General features: G+C 66.2%; 20 protein-coding genes and 2 pseudogenes. 21 read left to right on the top strand and 1 reads right to left on the bottom strand.

Annotated features, from left to right (window positions below; translation table 11 throughout):
* The 4 genes and pseudogenes from INE98_RS14515 to INE98_RS04605 all read left to right on the top strand — a co-directional run.
* Window positions 1–168: pseudogene (locus INE98_RS14515) on the top strand (antitoxin of toxin-antitoxin stability system); the annotation flags it as partial.
* Between the two features lie 121 nt (window positions 169–289).
* Window positions 290–4,624, top strand: coding sequence for a strawberry notch family protein (locus tag INE98_RS04595; RefSeq protein ID WP_293536942.1), 4,335 nt, complete (start codon window positions 290–292; stop codon window positions 4,622–4,624).
* Window positions 4,624–5,685 (top strand): toprim domain-containing protein, encoded by a 1,062-nt coding sequence (locus INE98_RS04600; RefSeq protein WP_293536944.1) that lies wholly within the window; start codon window positions 4,624–4,626, stop codon window positions 5,683–5,685. The genes INE98_RS04595 and INE98_RS04600 overlap by 1 nt, the downstream gene beginning before the upstream one ends.
* Window positions 5,686–6,039: 354 nt before the next feature.
* Complete coding sequence (locus INE98_RS04605; RefSeq protein WP_293536946.1) at window positions 6,040–6,969, top strand: DUF2493 domain-containing protein; 930 nt, start codon at window positions 6,040–6,042, stop codon at window positions 6,967–6,969.
* A gap of 15 nt (window positions 6,970–6,984) precedes the next feature.
* Here INE98_RS04605 and INE98_RS04610 read toward each other — a convergent pair whose 3' ends face one another.
* Entirely contained in the window at window positions 6,985–7,671 is a 687-nt protein-coding gene (locus tag INE98_RS04610; protein ID WP_293536948.1) for a plasmid pRiA4b ORF-3 family protein, read from the bottom strand.
* 227 nt (window positions 7,672–7,898) lie between these two features.
* Between INE98_RS04610 and INE98_RS04615 the strand changes: the two genes are divergently transcribed.
* The 17 genes and pseudogenes from INE98_RS04615 (at window position 7,899) to INE98_RS04695 (ending at window position 19,905) form a co-directional block, all read left to right on the top strand.
* Window positions 7,899–8,063, top strand: coding sequence for a hypothetical protein (locus INE98_RS04615; protein WP_293536950.1), 165 nt, complete (start codon window positions 7,899–7,901; stop codon window positions 8,061–8,063).
* 141 nt (window positions 8,064–8,204) lie between these two features.
* Entirely contained in the window at window positions 8,205–8,645 is a 441-nt protein-coding gene (locus INE98_RS04620; protein ID WP_293536952.1) for a hypothetical protein, read from the top strand.
* A 605-nt stretch (window positions 8,646–9,250) separates the two neighbouring features.
* On the top strand, window positions 9,251–9,577 hold the full coding sequence (locus tag INE98_RS04625; protein WP_011579875.1) for a DUF736 domain-containing protein: 327 nt from the start codon (window positions 9,251–9,253) through the stop codon (window positions 9,575–9,577).
* A gap of 189 nt (window positions 9,578–9,766) precedes the next feature.
* Window positions 9,767–10,030 (top strand): helix-turn-helix transcriptional regulator, encoded by a 264-nt coding sequence (locus tag INE98_RS04630; RefSeq protein ID WP_062765793.1) that lies wholly within the window; start codon window positions 9,767–9,769, stop codon window positions 10,028–10,030.
* Between the two features lie 120 nt (window positions 10,031–10,150).
* Entirely contained in the window at window positions 10,151–10,417 is a 267-nt protein-coding gene (locus tag INE98_RS04635; RefSeq protein ID WP_293536962.1) for a DUF2285 domain-containing protein, read from the top strand.
* Between the two features lie 115 nt (window positions 10,418–10,532).
* Window positions 10,533–10,673: pseudogene (locus tag INE98_RS04640) on the top strand (DUF6499 domain-containing protein); the annotation flags it as partial.
* A gap of 58 nt (window positions 10,674–10,731) precedes the next feature.
* Window positions 10,732–11,307 carry a DUF2285 domain-containing protein gene (locus INE98_RS04645; RefSeq protein WP_293536964.1) on the top strand — a complete coding sequence of 192 codons (576 nt, stop codon included), beginning with the start codon at window positions 10,732–10,734 and terminating at the stop codon, window positions 11,305–11,307.
* A 125-nt stretch (window positions 11,308–11,432) separates the two neighbouring features.
* On the top strand, window positions 11,433–11,714 hold the full coding sequence (locus INE98_RS04650; protein ID WP_011579870.1) for a helix-turn-helix domain-containing protein: 282 nt from the start codon (window positions 11,433–11,435) through the stop codon (window positions 11,712–11,714).
* 10 nt (window positions 11,715–11,724) lie between these two features.
* Window positions 11,725–12,786: a replication initiator protein A gene (locus INE98_RS04655; protein WP_293536969.1), complete on the top strand. Its 1,062-nt coding sequence runs from the start codon at window positions 11,725–11,727 to the stop codon at window positions 12,784–12,786.
* On the top strand, window positions 12,783–13,421 hold the full coding sequence (gene parA / locus INE98_RS04660; protein ID WP_293536971.1) for a ParA family partition ATPase: 639 nt from the start codon (window positions 12,783–12,785) through the stop codon (window positions 13,419–13,421). The genes INE98_RS04655 and parA overlap by 4 nt, the downstream gene beginning before the upstream one ends.
* The gene (locus INE98_RS04665; protein ID WP_293536973.1) at window positions 13,418–13,657 is read left to right on the top strand and encodes a hypothetical protein; all 240 of its coding nucleotides are present in this window, start codon (window positions 13,418–13,420) and stop codon (window positions 13,655–13,657) included. Before parA ends, INE98_RS04665 begins: the two co-directional genes overlap by 4 nt.
* Window positions 13,654–14,169 carry a DUF2840 domain-containing protein gene (locus INE98_RS04670; RefSeq protein ID WP_293536975.1) on the top strand — a complete coding sequence of 172 codons (516 nt, stop codon included), beginning with the start codon at window positions 13,654–13,656 and terminating at the stop codon, window positions 14,167–14,169. Before INE98_RS04665 ends, INE98_RS04670 begins: the two co-directional genes overlap by 4 nt.
* Complete coding sequence (locus INE98_RS04675; RefSeq protein ID WP_293536976.1) at window positions 14,166–14,711, top strand: S26 family signal peptidase; 546 nt, start codon at window positions 14,166–14,168, stop codon at window positions 14,709–14,711. Before INE98_RS04670 ends, INE98_RS04675 begins: the two co-directional genes overlap by 4 nt.
* Before the next feature lie 45 nt (window positions 14,712–14,756).
* Entirely contained in the window at window positions 14,757–15,095 is a 339-nt protein-coding gene (locus INE98_RS04680) for a DUF736 domain-containing protein (RefSeq protein ID WP_293536978.1), read from the top strand.
* Window positions 15,096–15,098: 3 nt separating this feature from the next.
* Entirely contained in the window at window positions 15,099–15,863 is a 765-nt protein-coding gene (locus tag INE98_RS04685) for a lytic transglycosylase domain-containing protein (RefSeq protein ID WP_293536979.1), read from the top strand.
* A 247-nt stretch (window positions 15,864–16,110) separates the two neighbouring features.
* Window positions 16,111–17,889, top strand: a complete 1,779-nt coding sequence (locus INE98_RS04690; protein ID WP_293536981.1) for a DUF3363 domain-containing protein — start codon at window positions 16,111–16,113, stop codon at window positions 17,887–17,889.
* 27 nt (window positions 17,890–17,916) lie between these two features.
* A complete protein-coding gene (locus INE98_RS04695) occupies window positions 17,917–19,905 on the top strand; it encodes a conjugal transfer protein TraG (RefSeq protein WP_293536983.1) in 1,989 nt (662 codons plus the stop codon).
* Window positions 19,906–19,928: the final 23 nt, after the last annotated feature.

Here is a 19,928-nt window from a genome sequence, read left to right on the forward strand (position 1 = left end):
ACCACCGATGCGGAAAATACCGTCTCCGAAGCGCTCCGAGATCTGGCCCGCTGGCTCTACCGCCAGCTCCAACGGGAATACGAGCATCTGACCTCGGACGAGGCCGTCGACGAGGCGATTGCGGCGAACGGCTACACCTTCACCGAAGCTGGCCGGCGCTTCGGCTGAAGCAGGCACGCGTACATCTCACGAGAGGGCGAGAGGGGCCGGGACGGGTTTGAGCCCGGACGGTCGAGAGAGAGCGCCCATGGGCTCGTCCTGTTCCCGCTCTCCTTTCGAGGTTTTCCCCATGTACGATCGTTCCGCGCCAGCCGCACAAGAACATACGCCGGCATCTCATCTGCCACGCGCCGACCGAACCGCCGCACTGCTCGGCGCCGCCCGATCCATCCTCCCCCATCTCGAAGCCGGCAGACGTGTGGACGCCACCCTACTTCGTGAAGCGATGGAAGCGAGCTTCAACGCGTCCGACGCTGCCGGAGCCTGGGATTGGAAGCTGGCCTATGATGCTTGCGAAGCAGCGACCGTTCTTTTCGTCCGCAAATACGGCAGAGCGCTTTTGCACAAAGCCGGTTCTCCGGCCGCCGCCCTGCCGCTGATCGCGAAAGTCGCCGGGCTGCTTCCCACGCACACGCGCCGCTCGATCGACAGCGAGACCTTCCAGCAGTTCTCGACGCCCATCCCGCTCGGACTCATCGCGGCGACCGCTGCCGCCATCCTGCCCTCCGACCGCGTGCTCGAGCCTTCGGCTGGAACCGGTTTGCTCGCGATCCTGTCCGAGATCGCGGGCGCGACCTTGATCCTCAACGAACTGGCAGAAACCCGCGCCAGCCTCCTCTCCTCGCTCTTTCCGGCCGTTCCCGTCACGCGCTTCGATGCGGCGCAGATCGACGATTACCTGGACCCGGCCGCAGTCCCGACCGTCGTGCTGCTGAACCCGCCATTCTCTGCACTTGCAAATGTCTCCGGGCGCATGGGCGACGCGGCGCTGCGGCACATCGCGTCCGCGCTCGCCCGCCTCGCCGAAGGCGGGCGCCTGGTGGCCATCACGGGCGCCAATTGCGGCCCGGACTATCCCGCCTGGCGCGAGGCGTTCATGCGCCTGCAGGAGCGCGGGCGCGTCGTGTTCACCGCGAGCATCGACGGCGCCGTCTATGCCAAGCACGGCACCGCCATCGACACGCGGCTCACCGTCTTCGACAAGCTGCCGGCAGACGATCCGGCCCGCTTTCCGGCATCACCGGGAACCGCACCCGACGCGCGCACTCTCATGGATTGGGTCACGAAGCATGTTCCGTCGCGCCCCACGCTGGCGGACTCTCTCGCCCTGCCCACGCCGTCGCCGATGACGTCGAAGCGGGTTGCCCGTCCGATTGCGCGCGGTCCCGCGAATTCAGCTCTCAGATCCTCGCTCGACGAGCCCAGTTACGTGGATCTCGCCTATGAGACCCTCGACTGGCAGCCGGCCGAGGGCGGTCGCCTGACCGACGCCATCTACGAGGAATACGGACTTCAGACGATCCGCATTCCCGGCTCTCAGGCCCATCCGACCAAGCTCGTGCAATCGGCGGCTATGGCGTCGGTCGCGCCGCCCAAGCCGAGTTATCGCCCGCGCTTGCCCGAACGGCTCATCAAACAGGGCGTCCTGTCAGACGCGCAGCTCGAAACCGTGATCTATGCTGGCGAGGCGCACACGGGCTTCCTCAGCGGCGCTTGGACCATCGACGCGACGTTCGATCTCGTCAGTGCTGCACCGGACGACGCGGCATCCGCCGTGTGCTTTCGGCGCGGTTTCATGCTGGGCGACGGCACGGGCGCGGGCAAGGGGCGCCAGTCCGCCGCCATCATCCTCGACAACTGGCTGCACGGTCGGCGCAAGGCCCTCTGGATCTCGAAGTCCGACAAGTTGATCGAGGATGCGCAGCGCGACTGGTCGGCGCTCGGCATGGAGCGCCTGCTCGTGACGCCGCTCTCCCGCTTCGCGCAAGGACGACCGATCACACTGCCGGAAGGTATCCTTTTCACCACCTACGCCACGCTGCGGTCCGATGAGAAAGCCGAGAAGGTTTCGCGCGTCCGCCAGATCGTCGATTGGGTGGGCTCCGATTTCGACGGGGTGATCATCTTCGACGAGAGCCATGCCATGCAGAACGCCGGCGGCGGCAAGGGAGAACGAGGTGACGTCGCACCCTCGCAACAAGGCCGTGCAGGCTTGCGCCTCCAGCACGCACTCCCCGACGCCCGCATCGTCTATGTCTCGGCAACAGGCGCCACCACCGTCCATAATCTCGCCTATGCCCAGCGCCTCGGCCTGTGGGGCGGCGTGGACTTCCCCTTCGCCACCAGGGCCGAATTCGTCGCTGCCATCGAGGCCGGCGGCGTCGCGGCGATGGAGGTGCTGGCCCGCGATCTTCACGCCCTCGGCCTCTATACCGCCAGGTCGCTGTCTTATGACGGCGTCGAGTACGAGGTGGTCGGGCACCCGCTCACCGATGAGCAACGCCACATCTATGATGCTTATGCGGGTGCGTTCTCCATCATCCACAACAACCTCGATGCCGCGATGCGCGCCGCGAACATCACCAGCGAGACCGGCACGCTCAACCCGCGCGCCAAATCAGCCGCTCGCTCGGCCTTCGAGAGCACCAAGCAGCGCTTCTTCGGGCACCTGCTGACCTCGATGAAGACACCGACGCTGATCCGCTCGATCCAGCGCGATCTCGATGAGGGGCACGCGGCTGTCGTCCAGATCGTCTCCACCGGTGAGGCACTGTTGGAGCGGCGACTGGCCGAGGTACCGACCGAGGAATGGAACGACGTGCGCGTCGACATCACGCCGCGCGAATATGTCCTTTCTTACCTTCAGCACTCCTTCCCGGTGCAGCTCTATGAGCCGTTCACCGACGCTGAAGGCAATCTCTCTTCGCGACCCGTTACCCGTGACGGCCAGCCCGTCGAGAGCCGCGAAGCGGTCGCCCGGCGTGACCGGTTGATCGAGAAGCTCGCAAGCCTTCCGCCGGTGCCCGGCGCGCTTGATCAGATCGTCCAGCGCTTCGGAACCGACATGGTGGCCGAAGTCACCGGGCGCGCGCGGCGCATCATTCGCAAAGGTGATCGGCTGATGGTCGAGAACCGTCCCGGCTCCGCCAACCTCGCCGAGACCGCCGCCTTCATGGATGATGCCAAGCGCATCCTGGTGTTCAGCGACGCCGGGGGAACCGGGCGCAGCTACCACGCTGACCTCGCGGCGCGGAACCAGCGCCTTCGCATCCACTATCTCCTCGAGCCGGGCTGGAAAGCCGACGCCGCCATTCAGGGCCTTGGCCGCACCAACCGCACCAACCAGGCGCAGCCGCCGCTGTTTCGTCCGATCGCGACCGACGTGAAGGCCGAGAAGCGCTTCCTGTCGACCATCGCCCGCCGGCTCGACACGCTCGGGGCAATCACTCGCGGCCAGCGCCAGACCGGCGGACAGGGCCTCTTCAGACCCGAGGACAATCTCGAAAGTCCCCACGCGCGCGACGCGCTTCGCCAGCTCTATCTGCTGATCGTCCGCGGCAAGGTCGAAGGTTGCCCGCTCCAGCTCTTCGAGAGCGCCACCGGCCTCAGCCTGATGGACGAGACCGGCATCCGCGACGAGCTGCCGCCGATCACGACCTTTCTCAACCGACTGCTGGCGCTGACCATCGACCTCCAGGGCGTGTTGTTCACCGCCTTCGAGCAGCTTCTCAATGCCCGGATCGCCGGGGCGCTGGCCAGCGGCACCTATGACATCGGGCTGGAGACGCTGAAGGCCGAGAGCTTCGTTGTCACCGACCGGCACACCATCTATACGCACCCCGCCACCGGCGCCGAGACCCGATTGCTGACGATCACGCAGCGCGAGCGCAACCGGCCCCTGTCGCTCGATCAGGCGTTCGAGCTTCTGGCCGACCCGCGGGCAGCCTTGCTCATCAACGAGCGATCCGCCCGGGCGGCGGTGCAGGTGCCAGCCCCGAGCATTATGCTGGATGATGGTGAAATTGAACGCCGGGTGCGTTTGCTCCGGCCGATGGAACACCACCTTTCTTCGATGGCGGCGATGGCGGAGAGCCATTGGCGGGTGGCTGATCGCGATGTCTTCGCGGCGGCGTGGCAGCGCGAACTGGCGCAAATCCCTGAATTCACCGATAGCTCTATTCATGTCGTCGCCGGATTGCTGCTTCCGATCTGGAAGCGTCTCCCGGACGAGTCCACGCGTGTCTATCGCCTCCAAACGGACGACGGCGAACGCATCATCGGTCGGCGAGTCTCACCGGCGTGGGCAGCGACCGCACTCTCGACCGGCGCGCCGACGCTGACACCCGCCGATGCTTTCGCAGCCTTGGTAGCAGGCGGCACGGTCCTCGATCTCGCTGAAGGCCTCCAACTTCACCGCGCGCGGGTGATGGGCGTCCACCGAGTCGAACTGTCGGGGTTCTCCGACACGATGCGCGATCGCCTCCGGTCCTACGGGCTGTTCCACGAGATCATCTCCTGGAAGCTGCGCATGTTCATTCCCACCGACGCGACCGGTGTGGCCGTCCTCGCCAAGGTGATGGAGCGCTATCCCGTCGCGCGTATCTCTGAACGGGAGGCCGCGTGATGACCGGCTTTGACGCATCCGATCTGGCGGCCCGCCTTGCTGGCCAGGCCGAGGCCGTGTGCCGGCACTATCTGTCCAACGGCACAAGGCAGGGAGGCTACTGGCTTGTCGGCGACGTGCGCAACACGCCGGGCCGCTCGATGTTCGTGCGGCTCAAGGGGCCGGTGACCGGCAAAGGCGCTGCGGGCAAATGGACCGACGCCGCCACCGGAGAGCATGGCGATCTGCTCGACGTCATCCGCGAAACCTGCAGCCTTCCCGACTTCAAGCAGATTGCTGAGGAAGCCCGGCGCTTCTTGAGCCTCCCGCACCCAGAGCCAGCACAAGAGCCGCGACGAGGCAGGACGTCCGCGGCACCAACGGGATCGCCTGAAGCAGCGAGGCGTCTGTTCGCAATGGCGCAGCCGATCAGGGGCACACTCGCCGAAACCTATCTGCGCAGACGCGGCATTACGTCTTTGCACGAAACCGGATCGCTGCGCTTCCATCCCCGCTGCTACTATCGTCCCGACGAACACGCGCCGACCGAGATTTGGCCGGCAATCATCGCGGCCGTCACCGATCTCAACGGCGAACTCACCGGCGCGCACCGCACCTGGCTGGACCCCGGCGGCTTCAACGAGGCGACTCTGGGCAAGGCGCCAGTCGAGACACCGAGGCGGGCGATGGGCAATCTCCTCGGGTCTGCCGTGCGCTTCGGACTGCCGGGCTCAGTGATGGCGGCCGGCGAAGGCGTCGAGACCATGCTGTCGCTGCGCTGCGTCCTGCCCACCATGCCGATGGCGGCCGCGCTTTCAGCGGCACATCTCGCCGCCATCCAGTTCCCCGACACGCTGGACCGTCTGTATGTCGCGCGTGACGACGATCCCGCCGGCGATGTAGCGATGACGACCTTGATGACCCGCGCGGACGACGCGGGAATCGAGACGCTCATCCTCTCTCCGACCCTCGGCGACTTCAATGAAGACCTCCGGCTCCTCGGCCTCGAGGCGCTCCGGGCGGCCATCCGCATCCAGATCGCGCCCCAGGATGTCGCACGCTTCATGGAGCACGCAGCCTAGCCGAGATGAAGGCGGGTGGTTGTTGGTCGAGCACTTCGTATAAAGCCCGCATCTGGGATCACCATTGCGCCAGAGGACCGCGCCCCGGCCTTCCAGAGGGCGATCGGCCATCAGACGGTCCGTCCGGGCAACCTTGTGGCCGACTATTTTCCGGCGGCCCGTTCCACCCCACGCGGCCAAGCCGCGCGGGGACCCCGGCTCGGGCCTTTCCATCGCGAGACAAAATAGCCGGCCCCTGCGGTCCTTCGCTCACGCTGCGGCCCCTCGCTTCGCTCCGGGTGCCAGTCCAGCCCGTCCGACGGCTTCGTCGCCATGAAGGCCGCGGCGGTCGCGGTCCAGCGAACGGAGCTTACCATGAGCGAGCATGACGAGTTCGAGCCCGACCACACCTCCTCTTCCACCGACCACGTTCTGACCGAGCTTCAGCTCTACGGCTTCCACCCGCGCGAGGATGAACCGGATCCCCGGCCTATCCCGGAAGATCGCGTGATAGCAGGCGCCGTCGCCGACATCTTCGATGCGCTGATCGCCACCATGGCCGACACCGGCCTCGATGCAGACCTCGATGACCTGCTGTGGTCAACGGTCAACAGCTTCCACCGCGCCGTCGAACGGGTCGAACGCACACTCGACGACAACGAGCAGGCGCAAAAGCAAGGGCAGCGTGAACAGGACGGCTCCGAGGTGAAGGCCGTGCAACTCGAAGCGCTGATAGCCACAGGACAGCGGCTGATCGAGCGACGCGACGCCCTCGAACTCTTTCGCGACACCGGCGCCGACCTCTACCGAAAGACGACCGGCTCGAACTGGTCTCCCCGCCATGGCTCACGCGTCAACCATCGCCAGCTCACCTCTGCGATGATCGACAGCCGCGACTTCATCGCCGCACGCAAGCGCGCCGATCGCGAGGTGCTGCTGCCCGCCGGGCCGAAGATCGCGCTGACCGGCGGGCTCGACTTCAACGACCACCAACTGATCTGGGCCAAGCTCGACCAGGTCCGCGCGAAGCATCCCGATATGGTGCTGATGCACGGCAAGTCTCCGAAAGGGGCCGAGAAGATCGCCGCCCGCTGGGCCGACCACCGCGGCGTCGCGCAGATCGGTTTTGCCCCCGACTGGACCAAGCACGGCCGTTCAGCCCCGTTCAAGCGCAACGATCAGATGCTGGACGTGCTGCCAATCGGGCTCATCGTCTTCCCCGGCACCGGCATTCAGGACAACCTGGCCGACAAGGCGAAGAAGCTCGGCATCCCGGTCTGGAGATTCGGTTCAGGTGGCGCGTAGGCGCCACCGAAGCAGCTACGCCTTTTGTGGTTTGGGCTGATGAAGGCGCCGCTTAACATTGGGCTTCAGTGCATTGCTCACGTCCTTGTCGACAGTGGCCAGGTCGAACCACTCGGGATCGAAATATCCTCCACACCATTGCTTGGTTTCCCGATGTTCCGGGTCACTCGGGTCAGCCAAGATTTCAAGAAACCGTTCATAGCCAAGGATTCCGCCGACATCTTCAGGCGGGCGAGCCCGTGCACCCTCGACGCATTTAGCCGTCTTTGGTGCAACATCGAAGGAAAGCCATTGCTCCAACTCAACTGTATGCGACCAGCTGTCGCCGAAATCGTAAAGGTATTTGAAACTTGCTCCAGTTCTCATGAAGTCACCCAAGCGAACGTCCGTTTGCTCAAAGACCTTTGGATCATCCTCGCAGGAGCCTTCGTAGGCAGCAGCCGCATCGCCAAAACGCAAACCACCGATCTGAAATTCATGCAGATGGTAATTCCACCAGTTGAATGCGGCTTGGATCGTCAGGTGGAGTTGCTCCAGATTCCAGTCGATCGGTACGATCAGACGCCTCCAAGCAGGCGGCGCAATGTCGTCAATCGACACGCGAATTTGGATGGCGTTGAACGGTTTAAGCATATCGGCAGAAAGCCTTCGCCTGATGACCACGTCAAGTTCTGTGGTTTGCACGAACAGCAGCCTCGACACCAGCTTACTGGCTCGCCCGACCACTGTTCTGGAACTCCGCATCCCCCGCTTATCTGCGCTGATCCTTGGTCAGACTGATCGCCTGACGCCATCAACCCGTAAAGGGTCGGCTATGCGAGCATGCCGCCGCTTCGGCTGCGCCTGCGCGGTGATTGCAGCGCTCAGTCCGACACTTCGGGCGCCTGTCAGCGGGGGATGGTCCTCCGCTCGGAACAGGAGCCGGATCGATGTCCCTCAACGACGCATATGCCTTCGCAAATAGCCTCGCTGGCACCCTCATGGTCGCCATCATCATCTTCCGGGCGGGCGACGGCACGCTGTCTGTCACTCCCTGCAACGAGTTCGACGGCGATGCCGAGATCGTGGCCGAGATCGATCCGTTCGAAGTTTGACGTCTGGCGGTACAGCTTCGCGGGCGGAGATCGCTTCGATTTCCGCTCCCGAAACGCGTCGAATTTGGCTATACTCTGCTTCGCGCCTTGGTGGTGGTGGATGGCGCACCCGTCAGACCTATTCTTACGGAGGCCACCACCATGATCGTCTTCGCCATTCTCGGTTCGCTTGCCGCCATCGGCGTGCTTTGCTGGTTGCTGTTCACGCTCGCCGTATTTGCGCTTCCAGCCTTCATCGGCGTCAGCGCGGGCATTTGGGCGCATGAGACCGGCGCGGGCCTGGTCGGCGCCATCGTCATCGGCGCAGCTGCCGCCGGAATGGCACTCGGCGTCGGCCAGCTTCTGCTCGCCATCCTGCGGCCGGCCTGGCTGAAAATCTTCGTCGCCCTAGCTTTCGTTGCGCCCGCAGCCATCGCGGGCTTTCACGCGACGCATGGCATCGTGAAGCACACCATGCCCTCGGAAACCTGGCAGCTCGTGTTCTCGGTCGTCGGGGCAATCGCCGTTGCAGTCACGGCCTTCATCCGCGTGACGTCACTGACCCCGCCCGGATCGACCAGCCGAGGCATTGCCAATGCCTGAATGCCGAACTGAACACGCAGCCGGACCAAAAGGCGGTGATGCACCGCGCGTCAACCGTCGATCTGACGTGGAATCGGGCGAAAAGGCGCGCACGGCAGCGCGCAACCTGTCATCCCGCCGGGCTCGCTGATCGTCTGATCCGAGGCTGCTCATCCGGCAACGAACCAAGCGCAGGTCGACAGGCGGCACTGGTCAGGCGCCCCTCATCAGCCGGACGCGACGTGCCAGCTGAGCGCTCAGAAAGTCGATCGCGTGAACCGCGCATGCCACCTTGGCCGATGCCCTGCGGCGCCACGTCATCCCCTCGGGATCTAGCCAGATCGAGCGCACCCAAGCGGCCTCATCAATGGCCTGATCTGGCCGAAGACCGGCTAACGCCTCGCTCGCCTATGGCGCAACAGCGGCGTCACAACTTTCTTCCCCTGCCGGCTGCGCCGTCATTCCTCGCGCGACAAGAAAGTTCCTCCTTTGCTGTCAGGCCCCAAGCCTACCCCAGCAAACTGGGGACCCCAGGCAGGGGTGCGCCGTCGATCGTCTCCGGCCCATCGATCGCCATCGAGGCCGCAATGGTGCGGGCTCGAGACTTCAGATCGAGGAGAACTGACATGGCGACCATCGGCACCTTCAAGAAGACCGGCACGAACGAGTTCACCGGCGAAATCGTCACCCTGAGCGTTCAGGCCAAGAACGTCCGCATCGTCCCCGAGACCCGGGCCACCGGCGAGAACGCCCCCAGCCACCGCGTCCTGGTCGGTCGCGCCGAGATCGGCGCCGCCTGGTCCAAGCGCTCCAACGAAGGCCGCGACTATCTTGGTCTCAAGCTGGACGACCCGAGCTTCAACGCCCCGATCTACGCCAACTTGTTCGACGACGAGGACGGCGAAGCTTTCAGCCTCATCTGGTCCCGCCCCAGCCGCCGCAACGGCGACTGAGGCTCTAGCGACGCCCCGTCCGGTCGATCCGGACGGGGTCTTCGTCTCCCAAAGCATCCGAATCAGCTTGCGGCCTGAACTACTCGAACGACCGCAATAGACGCTCTTCAGTCTGGCCCGAGAAGCAGAGAACGACTATTATAGTCGTAGTTCTGGCGTGCGCTGAGGTCCGAGTGGAGGTGATCATGCATGATCACCGCCCGACTGTCGCGGGCCGCACGCGCGCTGCTGGGTTGGACACAGGAGACGCTCGCTGACGAAGCCCGTGTATCACTGACCGCGCTCAAGCGCCTCGAGTCGGAAAGCGACTTGAAGGTCTACGAGAGCACGCGCGATCAAGTGCGCCGGGCATTCGAAGCGCATGGCATCGTCCTTCTGCAGTCCGACCAAGGTGAAGGGGTGATGCTCGTCCATGGCCGAAAAGCCGCCAGCGATATGCGGAAGAGGAGTTAGCGCCGTTCCACGACGGCCAACCCGCGTTGCGGGCCAACAGCCATACCAGTTGCCGTCGAAGTCGGGCTTGGTTAACGCCATGCCGACACGCAGGGGCTCTGTGATTCCGGGTGGGGCGTCGTGACAAAGGCAGAATTCCTCGAACGGCCGCCCGAGAGCGCGTCGGTCACCGACTATGATCGCGAGCACATGACGCTCTACCTCCGTCTCCTCGATGCCGCGTCGGACGGAGCGGCATGGGAAGAAGCCGTGTCGATCCTGTTCGGCATCAACCCGACTGCCGAACCGGAGCGCGCGCGCCGCGTCCATGACAGCCATCTCGCCCGCGCCAAGTGGATGAGCCAACACGGCTACCGCGAGCTCGCACACGAGCACCCGCGCCGGTAATGCGGGGGTGATGCCGCGGCGGCATCGCCCGTTTCCGATTCTCCGGCTTCCGCTGGCGCTTTCGTGGCGGAATCCTGCGCAGCGAAGCTGCTGCAGGTTTGCTGGCGGAGGATACATGACCCCCGACATCTCGCACTGGCGATCACCCGAGCGCTACGAATACGTCGAAGGCCTCGTCTCGCCCGAACTCGCTTGGGAATGGCTGCGCCGGAACGAGGACTATCAGCGCGACTTCGAGGCCGCTCAGTTGGAACCGAACGCCGACACCGCAGCAATCGAGGCGACGAAGTCTCGATGGGGGCTGCGATTTCCTGTTGTCGCCGGCCCTCGACGCCAAAGAGGCCGCGCCCATCTGGGCGCCCACCGTGAACACTGGCGTCGTACTACTGACCGCACCGCCCGCCATCCTGCCGAAGGACGACACGTCACAATACATTGACGCGCAGGCGCCCGGCCAATCAGACGCGCTAGGCTCCCATTTCGTCCACACCCTCACGAATGGCGACCGGCTCCAGATCCTGCGCCTCAGCGGATTCGGCGCGGACGAAGGCGCGGCGGCCGTCATCCCGCTCGGCCCCGAAGGCTTCGATCGGCTCGAGGCCGTCGCCCGTCTCCTGAGTTCGCTTCATGGTCGCGCGATCCCTGCCGACACAAGGCTCACGCGGCAGCAACGTCAACGTGCGCGACGGATGTTGCAGGCCGTGGACGGTCGTCTCAGCGGCGCCAGCTACCGCGAAATCGCCGTGACACTGTTCGGCACGCGCGACCTTGCTGATGAACCGTGGAAAACATCCTCGCGCAGGTTTGCGACGATGGACCTCGTGCGCGGCGGCCTCGCCATGATCGCCGGCGGCTATCGACGCCTGCTGAGCCATCGCCGTCGACGTTAGCACGCCTGGTGTGGGGATTTGCTCCCGCCAGCTTCCCACTCCCTCCGCAACTTCGCGGTCCGCCAGGGTAGCCGCCAACCGCCGCTGTCCCCCTGCGGCTCTCGCGCAAACTCGGAGGCCCGATCATGTCACCCAATGGCGCCGGCGTGCCGCAACGCTTTCTCCGCACGCCTGAAGCGGCCCGCTTCCTCGGTCTCTCGGATCGCACGCTCGAGAAGCACCGGACCTACGGCACCGGTCCCGCCTATCGCAAGCTTGGCGGGCGCGTGGTCTACGCGCTCGAGGACCTGAAAGCGTGGGCCGACCGCGGCTTCGTCACCTCGACGTCCGATCCGCGCGGCAGTGTCCTTCCCGCCAAGCGCCATGCTGCCGTCACGCCTGCCTTTGGCGGCGGCCAAGCCCGCTGAGCCGTCGGATATGCCGCCGCGGCAGCGCGCCCTCTCCTCAAGCGAACGATCACGGCTCGATCCGTTCGTCGTCGCCACCGGCGACGCCAGCCCGCGCGATCAGCGCGATCTGATGGAGCGGCCCTTCTTCTCGCTCGCCAAGGCCAAGCGCACCTCACCAATCCACTATGAAGCCGGCGACGTCCGCGTCGAAGTCTTCGCGGTCCCGGAGCATGGCATGGCCACGATCTGGGACGCCGATATCCTGATCTGGGCCGCGAGCCAGATCGTCGAAGCCGCAAACCTCGGCTTCCAAACCTCACGCTTCCTGCGGTTTACGCCGTATCAACTCCTGACCGCGATCGGGCGCCAGACCGGATCGCGCGACTATCGGCTCCTCAAGGGCGCTCTGGCGCGCCTTCAGTCGACGGTCATCCGCACCACAATCCGCAACGGCGAGAATTGGCGGCGTCAGCAATTCTCCTGGATCAACGAGTGGGGGGAATGCACGACGCGCGACGGCCGCGTGGAAGGCATGGAATTCGTCCTGCCCGACTGGCTCTATCGCGGTGTCATCGACCGCTCGCTCGTCCTCGCCATCGATCCCGCCTATTTCCGACTGACCGGCGGCATCGAGCGCTGGCTCTATCGGGTCGCGCGCAAGCATGCCGGCCGTCAGCCAGCGGGCTGGACCTTCGAAATCGCGCACCTGCACGCCAAATCGGGCAGCCAGGCGCGTGTTTCCGACTTCGCCATCGACATCCGCCGCATCGTCGCCCGCCAGCCGCTGCCCGGCTATCGCTTGGCTCTGGAGCGTGCGGGTCGTCAAGAACGCCTGCACATTCGACCCATCAACTTGTCCACAGGGCCTGTGGATGGCGTTGTGGATGCGATCGGGACTTCGGGCGCAAATGGTATCGGGATTTCGGGCGCAGCCGTATCGGGACTTCGGGCGCGCGGATCGCAACTAACCCTCTGGCCTGAAACGGCAATTCCGAGCCTTAACTTAGAGTCTAACAAAGATTCTAACTTCTTGTTGGAGCGGGGCGACGGTGGAAAACCACCCCGCGGCCGACGGAGCGCGCGGTCATGATCGTCGCGTTGCTCAACCAGAAAGGCGGCGTCGGCAAGACGACGCTCGCGCTCCATCTCGCCGGCGAATGGGCCAGCCGCGACCAGCGTGTCATGCTCATCGACGCCGATCCGCAGGGTTCCTCGCTCGACTGGTCCGAAGCCCGCGCCCGTGAAGGCCTGCCCCGCCGCTTCGCCGTCATCGGGCTGGCGCGCGACACCTTGCACCGCGAAGCGCCCGAACTGGCGCGCGGCGCCGATCATGTGGTGATCGATGGGCCGCCGCGCGTCGCCGGGCTGATGCGATCGGCCCTGCTTGCCGCCGATCTCGTCCTCATCCCGGTTCAGCCGTCGCCCTTCGACGGATGGGCGTCGGCCGAGATGCTGGCACTGCTCCGCGAAGCACGCCTGTTCCGCCCATCGCTTGTCGCCCGGTTCGTGCTCAACCGTTGTGGCGCGCGCACCATCATCGCACGCGAGACCGCCAAGGCGCTTGCCGAACACGATCCGCCGGTGCTGGCGAGCGCGATCGGCCAACGCGTCGGCTTTGCGGATGCCGCGCAATCCGGCCGCCTGATCTCGGAGCTCGATGGCCAGCGTGCCGGCACGCGCGAGATCGCAGCGCTCTGCGCCGACGTCGGGAGGCTCGCACCATGACCAGGCGCAGCTTCGCCGCGCGGCCCGGCGACCCGGACACCTGGATCAAGGCCGCCGACGATCCGCACGGCCGCAAGGCCGACACCATGGCCTACACCGCGCGCCTCACGATCGACGTCACGCCGGACCTGCGCGGCCGGATCAAGGTCACCGCGTTCCAGCGCGGCCAAACCGTCGCGGACATGCTGCGCGAGCTCCTCGCAGGCGCCTTTCCTGCCGAGGGGGACGCGCCATGAGCGCACCGGCAATTCATGGCGCAGCGGGCGTTCGGCCGTCATCACCTCCCGGTCGGCTCACCGAGGTCGAACTGGTTTGGCGCGAGAAGCAGATCGAGCACTGGATCCGCTTCGGCGACGCGGTCCACGAGCAGATCCTCGACCGACGGCGCCGCGTCCTCAGCTTCCCCGCCGGGGCTGTCTTCGCCTTCGTCCGCTGGGCATCGAATGGCTTTGGCACCGTCGTCTCGCGCATCGACATCCTGCGCGCCGTCGGCGCGGGCGAAGGCTATCAGACGCTCCCCTCGGTGCGGCCCGGTGGTGAAATCCTGCTGCAAACGAGCGGCTGGCCGAACGTCGAACGCGTGCTGCTTCTGATCGACGCGATCGAAGCGCTGGACATCGATCCCGCCGAAGCTGCGCCTGACTATTGGCGCCATGTCCATAACCGGCTCGCCGCCGGGGACGCCCCGCGATCCTACTCCCGACAGCAGCACCGCGCCTGGCGCTTGCGACAGAGGGCCGAGCCATGACGCGCGCCGGCTACCTGCTGACGGCCACGGGCGCCGCGCTCCTCCTGATCACGCTGGCGATGGTGCACGTTGCACCGCGGCTCGTCTGGAACGCATCGGCCAGCGTCCCGGTCGGCCTCTATGAGATCGGTTCGGCTACGCCGCTCGAGGTCACCAACCTTGTCGCGGTCAATGCGCCGGAGCCGCTTGCCGCCTTCCTCGCGGACCGGGGTTATCTGCCGCGCGGCGTACCGCTCTTGAAGCGCGTTGCCGCACTTCCCGGGCAGACAGTCTGCCGTTCGGGAGGGGACATTACCGTCGACGGGATCACCGTCGGCAATGCGCTCGACCGCGACCGTCTGGGACGCACGCTGCCTATCTGGAGAGGCTGCCACCGGATCGGCGCGAGCGAACTCTTCCTCATGAACATCGGCGTCCGGGACAGCCTGGACGGCCGCTACTTCGGGCCTCTCGCCGTCACCACCGTGATCGGCCGGGCCACGCCTCTCTACACCGACGAAGACGGCGACGGTCGCTTCGTCTGGCGCGCGCCGACGCGGTGACGGCGCAGCCATGACCCGTTCCACCGCATCGCCAAGGAGGTTGCCATGAGCCTGATAGGAGAATTCACCCGCACCAAGAGCGGCTATGGCGGCCGCATCCGCACGCTCGCTCTCGACGCCGCTCTGGTGCTGGTGGCGGCGGAGCACTCCGACGCCGAGAACGCGCCCGACTATCGCGTTCACCTCGGCGATGATGCCGATGGGCCGGAAGTGGGGGCGGGATGGAAGCGCACCGGCGAGAAGGCCGGCGAATATGTGTCGTTGCAGCTCGACGATCCGACCTTCGCGCAGCCGATCCGAGCCAACTTGTTCCAGTCGGCCGACCACAAATCAGCATGGGGTCTCTACTGGAACCGGCCGACCAAGCGCAGCGAGCGGGACTGATCGATGCACGTCTCCCGTCGTCAGCCCGCTGCCGGAGCGAAAGGGGCCGCCCGCCGATTCCCCTTCCTTCTCCTTTCCGGCCTGGCCTTTGCCCGCGCGATGCCCGCGCCGTCTCTGGCGCAGACCTCGGTCATCGAGCGACCCGCGGCAGGCTCGGCTTACACACGAGCGGTCGCCGAGGCAGCGCAGCGGTTCGGCATTCCCGAACGCTGGATCTGGGCAGTCATGCGCGTCGAGAGCGGCGGTCGTGTCCGCGCGGTCTCGCCCAAAGGCGCGATGGGACTCATGCAGATCATGCCCGCGACTTGGGCAGATCTGCGGGCGCGCCACGGTCTGGGCGCCGATCCCTTTGACCCGCGCGACAACATCCTCGCTGGTGCAGCCTATCTGCGCGAAATGCACGATCGCTACGGCGCGCCGGGCTTCCTCGCGGCCTACAATGCCGGCCCCGGGCGCTACGATGACTATCTCTCGGCTGGCCGCGCGCTGCCCGCCGAGACCATCGCCTACGTGGCCGCGATCGCGCCGTTGATCGGCAGTGAGCCGCTCGCTGCCGGCGTCGCTGTCGCGACCGTCGACCCGCTCGCGTGGACTCGGTCTCCGTTGTTCGTCGCGCGCTCCGACGGCAGCGTTGCAGCGGAACGATCGCAGCCCGATCGTCAAAGGAACGGCAGCCGAACGGCAGATCCGCAGCAACCCCCAACCGCCGGTTCGACGCAGACGGCAGGCATCTTCGTGACCCGCGCCGATGATGGGGGGCGTCCATGACCAGAATCGCACTCCGGCGCGGTGTAGCGATCTCCCGGAAAGAGGCGGCATCGGGCGGTTGGGGCGAGGCAGACACGAGCAACAGACGGCGAGATAAAAGCGGCTCGCCACTCGCGTGCAAGCCATTGCTTTCGCATGGCTTTTCACGTGCCGGTCGGTCGGGGGCAGTGCCGGTTCCGGCTATTTTCCACGATATTTCAAGGACATTGCCGGCACTGTCCCGCGTTTGGCCCGCCGGAGGCCGGCGATGAGCGACGGCGACAGCGACTTCCGGGTCCGGCCGGGCCGCATCGGTTCGACGCGGGCGCCGAAGCCCAAGAGCTTCATCAACCAAGTCCTGCGCGCCGCCAAGCGCTCGGGGCATGTCGGCACCGGCGGCGGTCCAGGCCGCAAGGCGTCCGGCTATGGCCGTTCGAGCTTCGGGCGCGGACGGATTGCCTTCAGCCGCGCGCGGCTTTTCAGCTCGTCGCGCCGCGTCGTCGTCAAGGCGCGGATCGCCCGCCACCAGGGCCGGGCCTTTCGGTCTGCGCCGCTCAATGCCCACCTCTCTTATCTCAAGCGCGACGGCGTCACGCGCGACGGTGAAAAGGCCGTGATGTTCGATGCCGACAGCGACCGCGCCGATGACGCTGGTTTCGCCGCGCGCTCGAAGGACGACCGGCACCATTTCCGCTTCATCATCTCGCCCGAGGACGCCGGCGAGATGACGGATCTGCGCGCCTTCACGCGCGACCTCGCGCGCCAAATGGAAGCCGACCTCGGGACCCGGCTCGATTGGGTCGCGGTCGATCACTGGAACACCGACAATCCCCACGTCCACCTGCTGGTGCGAGGTATTGACGCCCAGGGCGCCGACCTCGTCATCTCACGCGACTACATCAGCCGCGGCTTGCGATCCCGGGCCGAGGATCTCGTGTCGATCGAACTCGGCCCGAAGCCGGAGCACGAGATCAAGACGGCGCTCGAGCGCGAAATGACCGCCGAGCGCTGGACTCGCCTCGATGTCGAGATTCGCATAGCCGCCGACGAGACCGGCTTCATCGATCTTCGTCCCGAGCAATCCGGTGCCGGTGATCCCCAGACCCGCCGGCTCATGATCGGCCGGCTCCAGCACCTGGAGAAGATGGGCCTCGCGTCATCCGCCAGGCCCGGCGAGTGGATGGTCGGCCTCGACGCCGAACGCCACCTGCGCGACCTCGGGCTTCGCGGGGACATCATCAAGACCATGCACCGGGCCTTCGCCGAGCGCGGTGAGGATCGCGCTGTCGCCGACTATGTCATCGAAGGCGGCAGCGGACAGGCGCCGATCATCGGGCGGCTGGTCGATCGCGGCCTGCACGATGAGCTGACGGGCGAAGCCTATGCGGTGATCGACGGCACCGACGGCCGGGCCCACCATGTCCGGTTCCGCGGTGTCGAGGCCTTCGAGCACGCACCCCCGATCGGCGGCATCGTGGAAGTTCGGCGCTTTGGCCGTGCCGATGAGCCGCGCCCGACACTGGTCCTCGCACACCGGTCAGACCTCGATCTCAGCCGGCAGATCAGGGCGCCGGGAGCCACGTGGCTGGACCATCGGCTGGTGGAAGCGGACCCTATGCCGCTGTCGATGGGGGGCTTCGGCCGCGAGGTGCGCGACGCTCTGCAGGCGCGGGCCGAGCATCTCACCGACCAAGGCCTCGGTCGCCGCCAAGGTCAGCGGATCATCCTGCAACGCGACCTCCTCGCCACGCTGCGGCGGCGCGAACTGGATGCGGTCGGGGCGCGCCTCTCCGCCGAGACCGGTCTGGCGCACATCAAGCTGGCCGCCGGCGATCAGGTCGCCGGCATCTATCGCCAGCGTCTCGACCTCTCCTCCGGCCGCTTCGCGATGATCGAGAGCAAGGGACGCGATGGGGGCCTCGGCTTTCAGCTCGTGCCCTGGTCCCGCGAGATCGAACGCAAGCTCGGCCAGCATGTTGCCGGCGCCGTGAACGACGGCGGCGGCATCGAATGGGGTCTCGGCCGCAAGCGCGGGCTCGCGCTCTGACCGACAAGGAAGAAAGGACCGCCACCGATGTCCGCGACGAAAATCCTCTGGGGCCAGATCACCACCGTCTTCCTCATCGTGCTGCTCACGACCTGGGGCGCGACCCAATGGACCGCCTGGCGGCTCGGCTTTCAGGCGCAGCTCGGCACGCCTTGGTTCGAGCTGGCGGGTTGGCCGGTCTACCACCCACCCGCATTCTTCTGGTGGTGGTATTTCTACGACGCCTATGCGCCGCCGATCTTCGTCGAAGGCGCGGTGATCGCCGCCTCCGGCGGCTTCATCTCCATCGCCGTCGCCATCGCGATGTCGGTGTGGCGCGCCCGTGAGGCCAAGAATGTCGAGACCTATGGCTCGGCTCGCTGGGCCGAACTCCGGGAGGTGAAGGCAGCTGGCCTGCTCGGACCCGATGGGGTCGTCCTCGGCAAGCTCGGCGACGCCTATCTTCGGCACGACGGGCCGGAGCATGTCCTGTGCTTCGCACCGACGCGATCGGGCAAGGGTGTCGGTCTCGTCGTCCCCACGCTCCTCACGTGGCCGGGCTCTGCCATCGTCCACGACATCAAGGGCGAGAACTGGCAGCTGACCGCCGGCTTCCGCGCGAGGCACGGCCGCGTCCTGCTGTTCGATCCCACCAACGCCAAGTCGGCCGCCTACAATCCGCTCCTGGAAGTGCGACGCGGCGAGTGGGAAGTCCGCGACGTGCAGAACGTCGCCGATGTTCTCGTCGATCCCGAAGGTTCGCTCGACAAGCGCAATCACTGGGAGAAAACGAGCCATTCGCTGCTCGTCGGCGCCATCCTGCATGTCCTCTACGCCGAAGAGGAGAAGACGCTGGCCGGTGTCGCCGCCTTCCTGTCGGATCCGCGCCGTCCGATCGAAGCCACGCTGAAGGCGATGATGACGACGCCGCATCTCGGAGCCGGCGGCTCCCATCCCGTCGTGGCGTCGACCGCGCGCGAACTCCTCAACAAGAGCGACAACGAGCGCTCGGGCGTCCTGTCCACCGCCATGTCGTTCCTGGGCCTCTATCGCGACCCGGTGGTGGCGGAGGTGACGCGCCGCTGCGACTGGCGGATCGCCGACCTGATCGCCGACGAGAAACCGGCGACGCTCTACCTGGTGGTTCCGCCATCGGACATATCCCGGACGAAGCCGCTCATCCGGCTGGTGCTGAACCAGATCGGCCGGCGCCTGACCGAAGATCTTCATGCGCGAGACCGGCGGCATCGCGTGCTGATGATGCTCGACGAGTTTCCAGCTCTCGGCCGGCTCGACTTCTTCGAGAGCGCACTCGCTTTCATGGCGGGTTACGGCCTGAAGTCGTTCCTCATCGCCCAGTCGCTGAACCAGATCGAGAAGGCCTATGGCCCGAACAATGCGATCCTCGACAACTGCCATGTGCGGGTGAGCTTCGCGACCAATGACGAACGCACCGCCAAGCGCGTGAGCGACGCGCTCGGCACCGCCACCGAGATGAAGGCGATGCGGAACTATGCCGGGCATCGGCTCAGCCCATGGCTCGGTCACCTGATGGTCTCGCGCTCGGAGACGGCGCGGCCGCTCCTCACCCCCGGCGAAGTGATGCAACTGCCAGCGACCGACGAGATCGTCATGGCCGCCGGTGTCCATCCCATCCGAGCCAAGAAGGCCCGCTATTTCGAGGATCGCCGGTTCAAGGAGCGCATCCTGCCGTCGCCGGATCCGACGAAATGCAGGCGTTCGACTCGAAAGGACGCCTGGGCCGAGTTGAAGCCGCAGCGGCCCGACGCAGACCTCGCGGCCCAGCTCGACAAGGCAGAAGACGCAGCCAATGGCGGTCTGCGGCGCGAGCCGGAGCTGCCCGACCATGTCGCGATCGCCAAGGAAACGACCGGACCGGCAGCGGCCGACGAGTTCGCCATCATGCTGGACGATGAGCCCGAGGACGCCGCGCGGCAGGGGCAGGCGCTGCGGCAGCAGATGCGCGGCGTGGCGCGGCAGGTGGCGCTCGATCCCAATGACGGCATCGATCTGTGAGGCAGCCATGCGCGACCGGATGA

Origin of the sequence: Phenylobacterium sp. (genome assembly GCF_020253645.1) — a bacterium.
Classification (GTDB): domain Bacteria; phylum Pseudomonadota; class Alphaproteobacteria; order Caulobacterales; family Caulobacteraceae; genus Phenylobacterium.

What these genes read in the sequence shown, in the direction of transcription:
- INE98_RS04595 (WP_293536942.1), top strand. Translation starts at nt 290, where the DNA reads ATGTACGATCGTTCCGCGCCAGCCGCACAAGAACATACGCCGGCATCT.
- INE98_RS04600 (WP_293536944.1), top strand. Translation starts at nt 4,624, where the DNA reads ATGACCGGCTTTGACGCATCCGATCTGGCGGCCCGCCTTGCTGGCCAG.
- INE98_RS04605 (WP_293536946.1), top strand. Translation starts at nt 6,040, where the DNA reads ATGAGCGAGCATGACGAGTTCGAGCCCGACCACACCTCCTCTTCCACC.
- INE98_RS04615 (WP_293536950.1), top strand. Translation starts at nt 7,899, where the DNA reads ATGTCCCTCAACGACGCATATGCCTTCGCAAATAGCCTCGCTGGCACC.
- INE98_RS04620 (WP_293536952.1), top strand. Translation starts at nt 8,205, where the DNA reads ATGATCGTCTTCGCCATTCTCGGTTCGCTTGCCGCCATCGGCGTGCTT.
- INE98_RS04625 (WP_011579875.1), top strand. Translation starts at nt 9,251, where the DNA reads ATGGCGACCATCGGCACCTTCAAGAAGACCGGCACGAACGAGTTCACC.
- INE98_RS04630 (WP_062765793.1), top strand. Translation starts at nt 9,767, where the DNA reads ATGATCACCGCCCGACTGTCGCGGGCCGCACGCGCGCTGCTGGGTTGG.
- INE98_RS04650 (WP_011579870.1), top strand. Translation starts at nt 11,433, where the DNA reads ATGTCACCCAATGGCGCCGGCGTGCCGCAACGCTTTCTCCGCACGCCT.
- INE98_RS04655 (WP_293536969.1), top strand. Translation starts at nt 11,725, where the DNA reads ATGCCGCCGCGGCAGCGCGCCCTCTCCTCAAGCGAACGATCACGGCTC.
- parA (WP_293536971.1), top strand. Translation starts at nt 12,783, where the DNA reads ATGATCGTCGCGTTGCTCAACCAGAAAGGCGGCGTCGGCAAGACGACG.
- INE98_RS04665 (WP_293536973.1), top strand. Translation starts at nt 13,418, where the DNA reads ATGACCAGGCGCAGCTTCGCCGCGCGGCCCGGCGACCCGGACACCTGG.
- INE98_RS04670 (WP_293536975.1), top strand. Translation starts at nt 13,654, where the DNA reads ATGAGCGCACCGGCAATTCATGGCGCAGCGGGCGTTCGGCCGTCATCA.
- INE98_RS04675 (WP_293536976.1), top strand. Translation starts at nt 14,166, where the DNA reads ATGACGCGCGCCGGCTACCTGCTGACGGCCACGGGCGCCGCGCTCCTC.
- INE98_RS04680 (WP_293536978.1), top strand. Translation starts at nt 14,757, where the DNA reads ATGAGCCTGATAGGAGAATTCACCCGCACCAAGAGCGGCTATGGCGGC.
- INE98_RS04685 (WP_293536979.1), top strand. Translation starts at nt 15,099, where the DNA reads ATGCACGTCTCCCGTCGTCAGCCCGCTGCCGGAGCGAAAGGGGCCGCC.
- INE98_RS04690 (WP_293536981.1), top strand. Translation starts at nt 16,111, where the DNA reads ATGAGCGACGGCGACAGCGACTTCCGGGTCCGGCCGGGCCGCATCGGT.
- INE98_RS04695 (WP_293536983.1), top strand. Translation starts at nt 17,917, where the DNA reads ATGTCCGCGACGAAAATCCTCTGGGGCCAGATCACCACCGTCTTCCTC.